Source organism: Enterococcus sp. C53 (genome assembly GCF_040887425.1).
GTDB lineage: Bacteria > Bacillota > Bacilli > Lactobacillales > Enterococcaceae > Enterococcus_B > Enterococcus_B hirae.
This window is the reverse complement of the sequence record NZ_JBFOFT010000015.1, coordinates 1-14,897: the sequence shown is the minus strand read 5'-3', so window position 1 is coordinate 14,897 and position 14,897 is coordinate 1. Positions and strand designations below refer to the sequence as shown.

Below are 14,897 nucleotides of genomic sequence, written 5' to 3'. Positions count from 1 at the left end.
ACAAAACTAGCGAATAAAAGATTAAAAAACAATGGATATGCTCATAAATCTCACTATTTCAATCATACAATCTAGTGAAAGCAACTACTCCATCAAATAAAAATACGTTTGGTTGCGATCATTCCATCGAAACCAAACGTATTTTTTAATTTAATCCTTCGTTGTAAAAAGGAGAGCTATTCCTTTGTTCATCAGAAAATTCATTCTTAAATTGATTTTTTTTAAACCACATACCCAAAGTAAACGGCTAAAAACATCAATGATGCACCTAACATCACAAATAAGTGCCAAATAACATGTGTGAATCTCTTACTTTTCATGCTATAAAAAATTGAGCCGATCGAGTAAGCTAACCCACCAGCGACCAATAAAAGTAAACCGGTCAAATTGATGTTTTGATAAAGTTTTGGTAAAACAATCACGATTCCCCAGCCCATCACATTATAAATAATCGTTGATACTTTAGAAACCTGACTGGCTTTCGCTAAAGTCAAACACTTGTAAATGATCCCGATAACTGCTGTTGCCCAGATTACACTAAGTAATAGTACACCAGAAAGTCCCTGAACGATTAACAGGCAAAAAGGCGTATAGGTCCCGGCAATCAGTAAATAGATCGAACAATGATCGAATATTTGAAACACTTTTTTTGCTTTTGTAAAAATCAAGCTATGGAACAACGTAGAACTGAAAAAAAGCAAAAACAGCGAACTGCCATAAATGATAAACGCAACATAATCGAGGGTTGAATGAGCTTGTTCCATCAGCAAGTCAAAACAAATGAGACTTAAAAACGCTGCAATCCCATGGGTGACGGCATTCAACACTTCATTCACTATTTGATACTTCCGACTAAATTCTACTTCCATTTTTGTATTTCCTCCAATCATTGATGCCTTCTTCTTATAAACCTATTATATACTGTTTGTAAGACTTTTACATCTAGTTTTCAAAACTATATTAAAACTTAATGTTTAAAATAGCAAATGAAACACACTATCCCGACCACTAGCAATTCAATCAATACGAATCCAAGAATCAAAAGAGATCGTTTTTTTTGGCTATCAATTTTCTTGGCTTCTTTTTCAATGTCTTGATCTTCATAGGGAATACGGTGTCCTCGTACCAGCAACCGGTGACTATTGACCATATAAGGGGTACATGTTAATAATGTAACTAAATCCTGCCCTTTTTCAATCATCAGATCATCAAGATCTGTAGGCTCAATAATTTTGATTTGATCCACTTGATACGCTAATTTACCATTCTGACTTTCGATAAAAAACAAATCGTTTTTCTCTAGTTGATCTAAATCCGTAAATAGTTTGGCTTTGGGTAATCCACGATGACTAGAAAGAACGGCATGAGTACTTTCACCCCCAACTGGATAAGAGGTTTCTGCCAATAAAGAGGCACCTTTTTCCAGAAAAAAAGAAGTCGTTTGGTCAAAAATCGGTAGTCGCACATTGATTTTCGGGATTGATAACACACCAATGGTATGTTTTTGGATCGTTGATTGTGTTACCTTCTCCGGTTCTTCTTCGGCGAATGGGTCAGAGCCTGGGGAAGAATTACTTTTTGCAAGTTCTCGATTTTTTTCTAGATATTCTTGTTGGATTTTCTCTAACTCTTCTGTCTTTTGTTGTTGTGCTTGTTGTTGGTATTTTCTAATGATTTGCTGATCCAGGTAATCATTGATACGATCACTAACAAAAGGATACATAAAAATTACGATTCCTGTGATGAATAACAAGGTCATGAAACTATCCAAATATCGCCGCTTTTTGTTACTCATTGATCGTCATCCTTTTTTGACTCGTTTTTCCTTTTATTGATGGGATTTTTTTACTTTTACAAAATAACCAATTCCCATGATTAATAAGACTGTACCAATTGTTAGGTAAAGGTAAATCCCTTTGCCACCTGTAGAAGGTAATGTTCCTTTATGCTTGTTTGGTACCTTTTCTGGTGAAATGACTTGTCCAGACAAATGATAAGATTGTTCATCGACTACAAATGAAAGGCGGTTAGTCAACTGTACATAATTTTCTGGTGCCTTGATTTCTTCTAAATAGTAGGTTCCATAAGCTAATCCAATGATGGTAATCAACCCATCTTTTTCAGTAGTAAAAACAGTCGCTTTTCCTTGCTCTTTCGTCCAATTAACGGCTTTCGTTTGAGGATCAATCAACAAATAGTTCGCCTCACTTGAATCTTGGTCTCGAACGACAAAGCTAGCACCTGCTAACGGTTGGTTTGTCGAAACCGCTCCATCAACTTTGATAAACTGCTTACCACCTGTAACTACTTCAACAGTTGGTGGTGTTTGGTCTTTCGTATAGTCGTTTTCTACATTTGCTTCATTTTGGTATCCTGTAGTTGGATTTGCTTGGTCATTCAAATACATATAATAAATAAATTTCAATGTTCCTCCAGGCGTTAAAGAAGGAATGTACGCTGGATCAACTGCCACCGTAAAGCCATTTTCTTGCTCAATCACTGTATAATGACTTGGATCGATTGTTGTTTCTCCATCGTAAAGTGCATAGCCATTGGTGCCATTGACTGCATGATGAAAAGTCAATGCTGCATCGTGTTGATCGATTAAATTGAATTTCGTGTATTTGTTCATTGAACCTTCTTTATCAGCAATTCCTTCGGGAAGATTGACCTTGATTTCATACTGGATCATTTCGCCAATTGCTACATCTTTGCCATTTAATTTTGGCGTACTTTTTTCAACTTTTGATGTATCATTTTTAATCGTTTTTTCGACAGGCGTTTGATTATTTTCGGTAATTTCAAATGCTGTTTTCGTTTGACTCTCAATCAATGCGGCGTTATCTGGTGCCTTCACTTCTTCCAAAAGGTAGTGGCCAACTTCTAACCCGTAAATTTCCATCTGACCTTTTTCACTGTTTTCTTCAATGAAGTCAGCTGTCCCGATATGATACGTTTTCCCAGTCAAAAAAGATTTAGCAGCGGTTTGATCAGTTGTCCAAGTATAAAGCCCGTCTTTCACACTATGAAGGTATTTTTTTACTGCTCCTTCGGTTTTTGAAATGTTAAAGACTGCGCCATTCAATGGTTCATTTTCGGCTGTCCCCACTTTTTTGACTTGCAATACCCCATTATTAGAAACAAGATTTTTAGGATATAAATGAATCGTGTCTAATTCTTCTGTACCATACTGATAAGAGCCGTCTGGTTGTTTGATCATTTCATAAACAGGAAAAGCCAATACCATATTGCCAGCTGCGACTACCCCTGCTTTCGGTTCTTCTTTGATGACATAAACCGCATCTTTTCCGTTTTGAGATTTTGGCAATTCCAGCGTTACGCTTCCTTGTGCATCTGTCGTTCCCGACGTGATAGGTTCTCCAGGAGTCAGCTCTTGAACTGCTTGTTGCGCTTCTTCGACTGATTTACCATTATTTCGTTGTTCATAAAATTGATTCGTTACATTATAAACAGTAAATGATACATCTCCTAGACCTTGATATTGGTCAAACTCTGTCATCTCTTTCCCACTGTTTTGAATAACATTGGGTAAAGAAAGTGCTTTTTTTTTATGCAAGATCACTTGTGCAACTTCTTGATCGGTAGCTGCAAAGACAGGCGATTGCCCTACCCAGCTACCTAAAACAGCTGATAACACGAATAATATTCCCCAACAAATGTCGATTGCTTTCCACTCTTTTTTCATTTATTTTCACCTTTCTTTCTCCATTTCCACAGACTGATACTAACTAGTATTAGCCCAACGATGACATAAAACTGGCTATTTTTTTCATTTGTTTTAGGCAGCAAACCGAAATCTGCTTTACGATTCTTTACCTTCAAAGGATCCGCCTGTTGTCCGTTTTGCTGAAACGAATTTTTTTCAACTACAAAAGGAATTAGCTCTTCACTTTTGATATAACCTTTCGGTGACTGGATCTCTTCAAGGTAATAATTCCCGTCGGTCAACCCTCGAACTGAAAAATTCCCTGATTGGTCGGAAGTTAGTCTATACGCTCCTTCACTACTCATTCGCCAAGTAACGCCTTCCTTCGTTTGATGAAGGTATTTACCTCTTTGATTTCTTACTAGAAATACAGCGCCTTGTAGAGGTCTTTGATTTCGACTATCAATTTTCAAAAAATGCTTTCCTCCCGTACGGATGGCAGTTGATCGTTGGAGGTACTCACGTTCTGTAGTGACCGTGACGTTATTCTTCAATTCCTCGTCTGGAATTGCTGTCGCTGATACTTGCATCTGATAGGTAATCGAAAGTGGTTGTCCAACCATTTTTTGGAGTGTCTCTTTGGCCAATGTCAATTCAAAGCCATTTTGATGAGAAACCATCTTATACCCGGAATGTATTTCTTGTCCGCCAATTTTAAGTTTCCATGTATCAGGTAAGAAGAACAAATGATCATCAGCTTCATCAATGAGTTGATAGCTTTGACAGTCAGAAACAATGGTATCTACTGTATAAGTGACGATTTCACCAAACGAAACACTGGAATCTCCTTGGATCTTTTTTTCCAAAAAAGAAAGTGGAGTCGTTTCTTCGTTCTTAGGATATAAATGAATCGTCTTCAATTCTTGACCTTGCTCATTATTAATTGGGAGTACCACAACTAAATTGGCTGATTTTTCTTTGACGTTTACTGGTGTCTTCGTTTCTTGAAAAAGATACACTTGATCTCTTCCTTGTGCATCTTGCTTTGGTAATTGAAATTGAGCGATACCAGCTTCGTTACCAACGGTTTTGGTGATTTGTTCTGTTACAAACGTTCCGATCTCTTGTCCCTTTTTTGCTAACTGTTGTTGCGCTGTTGTGACATCGATCCCTTGTTCTCTCAATTGATAGAAAGAAGCTGTGACATCATAAACCGAAAAACTCACCTCATTTAGCCCCTGAGCTTCTTGGAAGAATACTTGCTCTTCACCCGTATTTTTTTGTGGATCAGGTAAATTCCCTTCCGTAAACAGAAGTTTATGCAAGATAATCTGTACCTGCTCATTCGAAGATTGGTTCGGAATATTTTGAGCCGCACTTCTTTGCGATCCAATCGTCAACAACAGCGGAATGAGGAACAAGATATACCAGATTCTTTTTTTCATTACGCCACGCCCTTTCTTTGTTTTTTGAAAAAGGCAACGAAACATGTGCTGCTTATCGCAAGGAAACCAGCTAAATAGAACCAGATACGACCCATTCCGCCAGTCTCAGGTAAAGGAACTTTGACTTGATTGGTAATCGTTAACGTAATTTGATTATTTTCGGCTCCAGCTACTAATCCACTTTCTTGTTTGGACCCATCCACGGTCACTGTTCCATCTTCCTTCACAACGATCAAGACTGGCTTTTTCAATCCTTGATACCCATCTGGTGTTTTGGTTTCTGTTAACGTGTAAGAACCAGGTTGAAGGTTTTCAAATGTAAATGTATCCGTTGATTCACCTGCTTGAGGTAGTTCGACACTTGACCCTTCTCCCTCTAGTTTAAAGCTAGCCCCTTTTAATGATTGCCCGTTATCTTGTTTTTTATAGACCGTAAGATTAAAAGGTTTGAGATGGTTTTGATGCTGTAATGTCCACTGCGGATCTACCTCAACATTTTCATGTTCATAGTGGAACGTGCCATATTGATCAATCGTCCATTCATAATTCCCGGCAATCGTATCATAGCCAACGGGTCCTTTCCTCTCTACCATTCGATATTCTCCTGGTTCCTCTACTGTAAATTGAGCCAGTCCCGTTAGTTCCGATACTTTTGTCGCTACTGTTCGATAACTATCAGCAGCATCTTTTTTCTGTAATTCAAAAGTAGCACCTGCTAAGTGGACTTTTTCTGACCCATGAAGCGTATATTTGTGAATCGCCAAAGGAATTTTTTTGAAAGGATTTTCGATCGTTAGAAGAATCGCCTGTTCCTCGATTTTTGCGGATTGTCCGTCGATCGTTACCTTTCCTTCGGCTGATACCGCAATCTTCCAAGTGTTTTTTTGAGCAAGTTCATGTCCGTCTGGTGCCTGTACCTCTGTAAGCGTATAGGTTTCCCCTTTCATTAATCGAACATCAGCAGGCAAGTGATAACTGCCATCTTTGTTATCGATCAAGCGGATCGTTTTAGATTGACCAGTTAATTCGAAAACTGCTCCTACAAGATTTTTTGCTCCAGATGAAGAATGTTTGGTGATGTTCAAATCAAATGGTGTAAACTTTTTAGTATTTTTCCAAGTCGTATCGTTGACTTTAGCAGCCTCATAACCTTCAACGGTCATTTCGTTACTTGCTTGATAGTTAAACGCTTGTCCTTGGTTATTAAATTTTGGCAACATCATGTTTTCATGATAGTCAGCGCCATTACTTGCTGAGAGTAACTTGATGTCTTCACGTCTCCAAGTTCCCTCGGTATCATTAGTTGGTTTATTTAACTGGACAAATCCAGTTTGCCAACTATTTTTATCTGTTGTTGGTGTTCGTTTTATTTCATAAGTGATGTGATCTGGTCGTAGGCTAGTATCATGATCATATTCTTCCCATTCTTTTGTGAAAGACAATGTTACGCCTGGTGCTTTTGCGGAAGGAACGCCAAATTCAACAATTGTTGAAGCATCCGCCGTCGGTTGCAAGGTTGTTTTTTCATTCATTTGGTACCATACATCGGGTTTAAACGTTTTACTTTCAGTTTGGATTCGTACCTGATAATGGATTTGGATTTCCTGATCTTTCCCTAAATATAGTTGATTGCTTTGGATCGTTGAACCAGAAATACCAATCGTAGGCATTACTGCGACAGCATTTTTCCCTACATCTTTGATCGTGAGAGTATTTTCTTCGTAAACAAAGGGTTGAGCAATCGGATCAATCACTTTTCCATTACTGATGGTTCCAGCAATATGGACCGCTTTTTTCGCTAAATAATCAGAAATATCTGTGGCGCGATCAGCCGATTCGTAATAGAATTGACCAGATTCATCCGTTGATACCATTTTCTTCATATTTGTTTCCACATCAGCTTTTGATAAGCCTGCTGGAATATCTGATTGCAATTGGATTCCTAAGCCATGGATCTTGATTCCTCGTTCTTTCAGCGCTAATGCTTCGCCAATCGTCGCTATAAACGTACTCCGAATTTCCTTCTCTCGATTGTTTTGATCTGGAACATTGTAATATCTACTTAAAAGAGAAGTATTTCCGGCTCCTTCTCGTACATCGCTAAATTCACTTCCATAATAACTACCATCTTGTTCTGTAAACACTTTGTTCACGTGATAGGAGTAGGTTGGCACACCATCCGTTAATAAAACAATCACTTTTTCATGATTATTTTGTTCAGCCAACATCTCACCAGCTTCTCTCAACGCTTTTTGAGTAAAGGTTCCCCCTTGTGTCGTTGAAGGTGTGATCGCTTTAATCTTATTTTTTACAGAATTGAATGAACTTAGTGGGATTGAACCGTTGTTATAACCCACACTAGAATACCCAATATAGCCAAGATTGATTTTTTCAGCTATACCACTATGATCAAGGGTATCTACAAAACTATTGACCCCTCGTTTCACTTCTGCCAAACGATTGTCTTCATTCATACTGCCTGACCAATCGACTACTAATACAACGTCTACAGGCGAAAACTCTTTTTGAACGTTCCCACGTACATTTAAAAAAACATCGTATAATCCTGGTGTAGTCGTTTCTCGTGCATATTTGCGAATAGCATAAGAGGATTCTTCTCCTGTTCCCCCGTATTCAATATAAGAATTTGACCGATTAGATGGGTCGCCATTCCATGACGTCACACCATCCCACTGACCATTTTGATTTCCTTGATAATTGAGAACCGTTTCGTTTCCTGTCGGCTGCCACGCTGCTTGTGGGTAGACCCCAGTAGAATCGTTGGTATAATTTGGTACGATAGGTGTGACAGTTTGTTTATTATTTCCAGCAGAAAAGAGAGCGGGAAATTCAAACGGACGTACAACCTCTTCTTTTGTCTCTTCTTCAAGATCTTGTTCCTTTGCTTGCTGTTCTTCATTTCCTCTTTCTGTTGATTCCTTTGTGTCTGCTTCGTTAGATTTAGTCGATTGCTCCGTTGTTTCCAGCGAAGACTCCTTACTACTTTGTTGCTCTAATGTATTATTTTCCAGAAACTTAAATGATTCCTTCACAATCGGGGTGAGTGCTTTTCCTTGCTCATTTTCTGCCGTTTGTTGTTCCACTAAAACTTCTACGTCAACTGACTGATTCTGCTTGATGCCTGCAAAAATCCACTTCTCGTGATACTCTTGCTTGAAAAATTGGCTAGTTGTGAGCCATTTTCCACTAGTTTCATTAAGGTATTCCGTATATTCAGTTGTTGGAATTGGTAGAAGCATTTCTTTTGTTTCTGAATCAATAACCCGTACCAAGTATCTATGTCCTTGGTCATTCTCAGAAAGCCCTAATTCGACGGTCAATTGTTCCGCAGATTGATGAGCTTGGACTTGGCCATATTCATTAGCCATTATTTCCATAGTAGCCTCATTACTTGCTTCGACAAGTTTCCTATTCTGAAAGAAAAAATTGAGTACAACAATGATTCCTAAAGCCCCTAACAAAAAGAATAATTGTTTCTTTCTCATAGATATCCTCCTTAAAAATTATTTAAAATTCAGTTAGATAATATAAAAAAAGAGAAAAAACCTCTATTTTTTCTCTTTTTATTCTCATTCAATTTTTAAGTGGTTTTTTTAGTTATATTAAATCTATAGAAGATATGTAAGTAAAAAATATATCTATAAACTTTCTGTTATTTTTATATAATGATATAGTTTATATTTTCAAAATAACTGATCGAATAGACTTGGTTTTGAAACACTGACTTTCTTCTCATTTCTACAATTACTGAAAAAATATAAAAATCTGAGATACATATTTACAAGATGATAAAAATGAGTTAATAATAATAATACTAAATTAGAAAAGATGGTGATTTATTGATCGAGCAATTATTGTTAGATGATCATTCGCGAGGAAAATTAGCTGTTTATGGTCAACTATTGACGTTATCTCCAGGAGAGCACTTGATCGATAACCTAAGAGAAAACTTAGAAACAACAATCAGTATGGTTAAACTAAAAAAAATCCTTGTTTCTATTCAAGAAGACTTGGAAAAGATAAGTAATAAACAATTATTAACGGCTAAAAATAAGTTGATCATTCGTGAAAGAATGATCCATTACAATCAATATCAAAATTTTTTAACCACACAAAGTATCCCTTATCAGTTATTGCTTAGTATCATCAAGAAGCAAGATGAAGATCTTGCTTCTTTTTGTCAACGCAACTATATTAGCCGTTCCACTTGTTTTCGCCAAACCAAAAAATTAGCGCAGTATTTTAAAGACTATCATATCACTTTGAACTTAACGAACTTAACACTAACAGGTTCGGAAATGCTGATCCGGATTATGTTTTTTAACTTTTTTTGGTTTGTTTCATTAGGTGAAAGTCTAGATGATCTCTATTTTAGCGATGATTTAAAAGCACTATTTGAGTTATACGAAGCGGAACACCTGAAAGATAAATATGCAATCGGCAAGAAGCAAGCTATGCTCCATTGTAAAATCAATCTTTTACGAATTAAAGAGGGTCATTTCACTGATATTTATGAATTAACTCCCACTTCTTTTATCCCTAGTGGAACAGATCTTGAATTTTTTTATGATTTCTTTCAACTTGCTAATTTGAAGCTCGATATTTTAGAAATCAATTCCCTTTTTTATTTGTTCTATTATTGGCCTTTTCTAAATTCCAAATCAGATGTCCAATTACCAATCGTGGAACATTCTTATCTGCAGGCGAACAACCATTTAAAAAAAGTCTTGGAAGAGTTTGAAACGCATTGTCAAAAATATATTAGTAATTTCAACTTTCATGAAGAGCCTTCCCTTCATGCGAATATCTACCTTTCATTGTTGAATTTTACTGTATTCAAACAAAAAATCCCTTTAACAACCTTTTTTATTTCTACGTATATCCAAAAGAAATATCCTATGATCCAAATTTTAGCTACTAAAATCGAAAGTTATTGGAAAAAGATTGCGAATCGTAAAAACTTCCTTTGGTTAAAAAATTGTAGTAGTGAATTAGCTTTCATCCAAGCTTGTTTACTTTATCCGTATTATACCAAGCTAGAAGAAGACTATAAATTGAAAGTTGGCTTTATCAACGTTTCAGAATACTTGATCACTTATGAGATATTTAATCTAGGTGAAAAGATTCCTTTTATCGAGATTGAAAAAGCCCATCTGCCACTCACGAAACAGTATGATTTTTATATTATTGGTTCACCCTTGCTTATTCCTCCAGAGCTAGACCCAGCAAAATATGCGGTCATTGATTTTTGTCGTTACAATGATTTTGAAACGGCATTGTATCAACGACTTTCACATGCCCACCATGAAAAATTAAAAAAACAGCTATAAATAAAGGCTTTTGCTCAAGTATCCTACTGGATCTTGAACAAAAGCCTTTATTGTTATTTTGATGCACGTTTTACGTATGTGCCTTCTGTTGTATTGATTTCAAGTAGTTCATCTGTTTCGATGAAGTCTGGAACGTTAACGACTAAACCTGTTTCCATTGTAGCTGGTTTACCAGAACCAGTCACGGTTGCTCCTTTAATTGAAGGTTGTGTTTCAACAACACGCAAAACAACCGTTGTTGGAAGTTGAACACCAATCACTTCGCTGCCGAAGAATTGAATTTTTACTTCCATATTTTCTAAAATATATTTCATTTCTTCTTCTACAGTCTCTACTGGAATTTCATATTGTTCATATGTTTCAAGATCCATAAAGAATGCTGTGTCGTCCATTGTATATAAATATTGTACTGGTTTCGTATCAATATGTGCTTTTTCAAACTTTTCTTCTGGTCGGAAAGTTGTGTCATATGTTGCTCCTGAACGAACATCTTTTAGTTTCATACGCATCACAGTGTTTCCTTTACCAGGTTTGTGGTGGCTTGCGTCTAAAACTTTAATTAATTTACCGTCTTGAACAAATGTCATACCGGCTCTTAAATCACTTGCTGAGATCATTATTTTTGCTCCTTCTTAACTTAATCATAATCAACTTTATTGTATCAGACAACCGCTTAGAAAACTAGGGAATTATCTATTTTTAAGTTTTACTCTTTGACTTTCTCGTTTAATCATGCTATTTTTAATGAAATTCATTTTTGGAGGGACTTCACATGACAAACAGCAAATCAAAACAAATGAATATTTGTTGTTGTATGGTGCATAAAAGCAGCATACGATTTGTCATGTCTATTAATAGCCCTTCATAAATTGGTATTGCCTTCTTCCGTTTTCCAATACTTATTTCATGATTTTTTCAAGGAGCTGATTTAATAGTCAGCTCCTTTTTATATTCTATTTTTTTAGGAGGGAATTATGATCATTACAACAATCACCGAAGCAATTGGTTCCACCCCGTTTTTTAAATTTACTGCTAAAGATTATCCTATGCCCCAACATTCAGCTATTTATGCAAAATTAGAGTATCTGAACCCCGGCGGAAGTATCAAAGATCGACTCGGTCATTATCTGATCCAACAAGGGATTCAAACCGGACAGATCACAAAAGAGACAACAATTATTGAACCTACTGCTGGTAATACTGGAATTGGTTTAGCATTAACTGCTTTAAGTTATTCTATCAAAACAATCTTTGTCGTTCCTGAAAAATTCAGTATGGAAAAACAACAAGTGATGAAAGCATTAGGCGCAATAATCATCCATACACCAAGTGAACTCGGCATCGTTGGTGCGATTGAAAAAAGTAAAGAATTAGCAAAAACTATTCCTCACAGCTTTCTACCAATGCAATTTGAGAATTGGGCAAATCCCATGGCCTATTATCAGACGATTGGTCCAGAAATCAGTCGAGAACTTACCGAACCAATCACTAGCTTTGTAGCGGGGATTGGTAGTGGCGGTACGTTTGCGGGCACCGCTAAATATTTAAAGGAACAAAATGCAGACATTCGTTTAATTGGTGTCGAACCAGAAGGCTCAATTTTGAATGGTGGTACTGCTCATAGTCACAAGATCGAGGGAATTGGCGTTGAATTTACCCCACCATTTCTTTCTGGAATCACCATAGATGGGTTTGAAATGATTTCTGATCAAGAAGGCTTTGCTTACACAAAGCAACTAGCCAAGCAACAAGGTCTATTAGTTGGTAGTTCTAGCGGCGCTGCTTTTGCGGCAGCCTTACATGAAGTCCAACGATTACCTTTAGGAAGTTCAGTGGTAACTATTTTCCCAGATGGAGCAGACCGTTATTTATCAAAAGGAATCTATTCATAAAACAAATAGTCGTTTTGACCGAAATACAGATATAAAAAATTAGGAGGAACAAATAATGCATATTCAAACAAAACTAATACATGGCGGAATCAGTGAAGACCCTACTACTGGAGCAGTTAGTGTTCCGATCTATCAAACATCCACTTATCGACAAAATAGCGTGGGAAATCCCAAGCAATATGAATATTCTCGTTCTGGGAATCCCACACGTTTTGCCCTTGAAGAATTGATTGCTGAGTTGGAAGGTGGAATCAAAGGATTTGCTTTTGCCTCTGGATTAGCCGGTATTCATGCAGTCTTCTCTCTTTTTCAATCAGGAGACCACATTTTATTAGGCGATGATGTTTATGGTGGTACTTTTCGACTCTTTGATCAAGTCCTAACCAAAAGTGGTCTGGAATATACAATTGTCGATACGAGTGATTTGGCACAAGTAGAGCAAGCCATTCAACCCAATACAAAAGCACTTTATTTAGAAACTCCAAGTAACCCGTTATTAAAAATCACTGATCTCCAAAAAAATAGTCAACTAGCAAAAAAACACCAACTGATAACAATTGTTGATAATACTTTTGCCACCCCTTATTTCCAGAGACCACTTGACTTAGGGGCAGATATCGTCTTACACAGCGGGACAAAATATCTCGGAGGACACAGTGATCTCGTTGCAGGTTTGGTTACTACAAATAATGAAACCTTAGCGGATGCTATCGGCTATTATCAAAATGCCATTGGCGGTGTATTAGGGCCACAAGACAGCTGGCTACTTCAAAGAGGAATCAAAACATTAAGTGTACGAATGGCAGAACATCAAAAAAATGCTTTTGCGGTCGCACACTTCTTAAACGAACGCCCTGAAGTTGAACAAGTCTTTTATCCTGGTTTAGTCACTCATAAAAATCATGAAATTGCGCAAGCACAAATGAGTGGTTATAGTGGCATGGTTTCTTTTACACTAAAAAATGAACAGGCTGCGATTCCTTTCGTTGAATCTCTCCGATTGTTTATTTTGGCAGAAAGCTTAGGTGGTGTGGAAAGTTTAGTCGAACTTCCCGCAGTGATGACTCATGCTTCCGTTCCTAAAGAAAAAAGGGAAAAAGCAGGTATCAAAGATGGATTGATCCGCTTATCCGTGGGAATTGAGTATGAGGATGACCTTATTGAGGATTTAACTCAAGCATTTCAGCAATTAAAAGAAAATTAACGAATGAGAGAAAAGATAAATTTCATTTCAGATTGCTACACCTACAAAGCAATAAGTGTTAGAATCTAATTGGAAGCACTGTGTTTATCGAAGTTTCTTCTAGTAGATGTGTACTTGATTCCGATAAACAAAAATGATTACCAATAGTTAGGAGCCTTAAGTCATGAAAATGAACGTAGAAAGTTTTAATCTTGATCACACAAAAGTAAAAGCACCTTATATCAGAGTAGCTGATAAAAAAACTGGGGAACACGGCGATGTCATTATCAAATATGATGTTCGCTTCAAACAACCTAATAAAGAGCATATGGATATGCCAAGTTTACATTCTTTAGAGCATTTAACTGCAGAATTGATTCGTAACCATGCTGATTATATTGTTGACTGGTCACCAATGGGTTGCCAAACAGGTTTTTACTTAACTGTTTTGAACCATGAAAGTTACGAAGATATTTTAGATGTTTTAGAACAAACAATGAAAGATGTACTTGAAGCGACGGAAGTCCCTGCAAGCAACGAGACGCAATGTGGCTGGGCAGCTAGCCATACATTGGAAGGTGCGCAAGCACTCGCTCGTGAATTCTTAGAAAAACGTGATGAATGGTCTCAAGTAGAAGCATAATTGACACAGCTATTGAGAAATCCATATATTCTCAGATATGTCATTTCAATGTTCTATAACCAATCGTTTCCTTATAAGCGATAAGCGAAACTTTTGACAAATAGTTACAAAATAACCATATTTATCAGTAGAAGATAATTTTTAGCTAAGCTCTAAACGAAAACAAATGATTTTGTTTGATGTTTGGAGCTTTTAAACTATCCTGAGGAGGAAAGATGATGAGTATTTATAATTTTACGGTTACTTTAGAAGATGGAACCTCTTATTCATTAGATAAGTACAAGAATCAACCGATGATAATCGTGAATACCGCAACGAAATGTGGGTTAGCTCCGCAATTCGAGCAATTAGAAGAACTTTATGAGCGTTATCAATCTCAAGGATTAATTATATTAGGGTTTCCTTCTAACCAATTCAAACAAGAAGTTGCTTCTGCCAGCGATGCCGCTCAAGCCTGTCGAAATACCTATGGCGTTACTTTTCCAATGCATCAAATCATTGATATCAACGGTCCAAAAGCAGACCCTCTTTTCGACTATCTAAAAAAACAAGCCCCCGGCACATTATCAAATGCTATCAAATGGAATTTTACTAAATTTTTGATTGATAAAGAGGGGAATGTCGTTGAACGTTTTGCTCCACAAACGACACCTATGAAAATGACCAGTGCGATTGAAGCTGTTTTATAATATTGAATAACAAAAAAGCAGATGAAT

General features: G+C 36.9%; 11 protein-coding genes. 5 read left to right on the top strand and 6 right to left on the bottom strand.

Features of this window, described 5'->3' with window-relative positions:
• Positions 1-221: 221 nt before the first annotated feature.
• The 5 genes from AB3I42_RS13530 to AB3I42_RS13510 all read right to left on the bottom strand — a co-directional run bounded on the left by AB3I42_RS13530 (position 222) and on the right by AB3I42_RS13510 (position 8,618).
• Positions 222-869, bottom strand: coding sequence for a hemolysin III family protein (locus AB3I42_RS13530; protein WP_025480259.1), 648 nt, complete (start codon positions 867-869; stop codon positions 222-224).
• 98 nt (positions 870-967) lie between these two features.
• Positions 968-1,795 (bottom strand): class C sortase, encoded by an 828-nt coding sequence (locus tag AB3I42_RS13525; RefSeq protein ID WP_306690696.1) that lies wholly within the window; start codon positions 1,793-1,795, stop codon positions 968-970.
• Positions 1,796-1,828: 33 nt separating this feature from the next.
• Positions 1,829-3,706, bottom strand: a complete 1,878-nt coding sequence (locus AB3I42_RS13520; protein ID WP_010738546.1) for a SpaH/EbpB family LPXTG-anchored major pilin — start codon at positions 3,704-3,706, stop codon at positions 1,829-1,831.
• Positions 3,703-5,112 carry a SpaH/EbpB family LPXTG-anchored major pilin gene (locus tag AB3I42_RS13515; RefSeq protein ID WP_034866076.1) on the bottom strand — a complete coding sequence of 470 codons (1,410 nt, stop codon included), beginning with the start codon at positions 5,110-5,112 and terminating at the stop codon, positions 3,703-3,705. The genes AB3I42_RS13520 and AB3I42_RS13515 overlap by 4 nt, the downstream gene beginning before the upstream one ends.
• On the bottom strand, positions 5,112-8,618 hold the full coding sequence (locus AB3I42_RS13510) for a SpaA isopeptide-forming pilin-related protein (RefSeq protein WP_368022558.1): 3,507 nt from the start codon (positions 8,616-8,618) through the stop codon (positions 5,112-5,114). Before AB3I42_RS13510 ends, AB3I42_RS13515 begins: the two co-directional genes overlap by 1 nt.
• A 354-nt stretch (positions 8,619-8,972) precedes the next feature.
• Here AB3I42_RS13510 and AB3I42_RS13505 point away from each other — a divergent pair, with 354 nt between their 5' ends.
• Entirely contained in the window at positions 8,973-10,463 is a 1,491-nt protein-coding gene (locus tag AB3I42_RS13505) for a helix-turn-helix domain-containing protein (protein WP_081123472.1), read from the top strand.
• Positions 10,464-10,516: 53 nt separating this feature from the next.
• Here the strand turns inward: AB3I42_RS13505 and efp are convergent, their stop codons facing one another.
• Complete coding sequence (efp, locus tag AB3I42_RS13500; protein WP_010720208.1) at positions 10,517-11,080, bottom strand: elongation factor P; 564 nt, start codon at positions 11,078-11,080, stop codon at positions 10,517-10,519.
• Between the two features lie 357 nt (positions 11,081-11,437).
• Between efp and AB3I42_RS13495 the strand changes: the two genes are divergently transcribed.
• The 4 genes from AB3I42_RS13495 (at position 11,438) to AB3I42_RS13480 (ending at position 14,870) form a co-directional block, all read left to right on the top strand.
• Entirely contained in the window at positions 11,438-12,355 is a 918-nt protein-coding gene (locus tag AB3I42_RS13495) for a PLP-dependent cysteine synthase family protein (protein WP_010738550.1), read from the top strand.
• A 55-nt stretch (positions 12,356-12,410) separates the two neighbouring features.
• The gene (locus tag AB3I42_RS13490; protein ID WP_010738551.1) at positions 12,411-13,559 is read left to right on the top strand and encodes a cystathionine gamma-synthase; all 1,149 of its coding nucleotides are present in this window, start codon (positions 12,411-12,413) and stop codon (positions 13,557-13,559) included.
• Positions 13,560-13,722: 163 nt separating this feature from the next.
• A complete protein-coding gene (locus AB3I42_RS13485; protein WP_010720211.1) occupies positions 13,723-14,181 on the top strand; it encodes an S-ribosylhomocysteine lyase in 459 nt (152 codons plus the stop codon).
• Positions 14,182-14,399: 218 nt separating this feature from the next.
• Entirely contained in the window at positions 14,400-14,870 is a 471-nt protein-coding gene (locus AB3I42_RS13480; RefSeq protein ID WP_034699391.1) for a glutathione peroxidase, read from the top strand.
• Positions 14,871-14,897 lie beyond the last annotated feature (27 nt).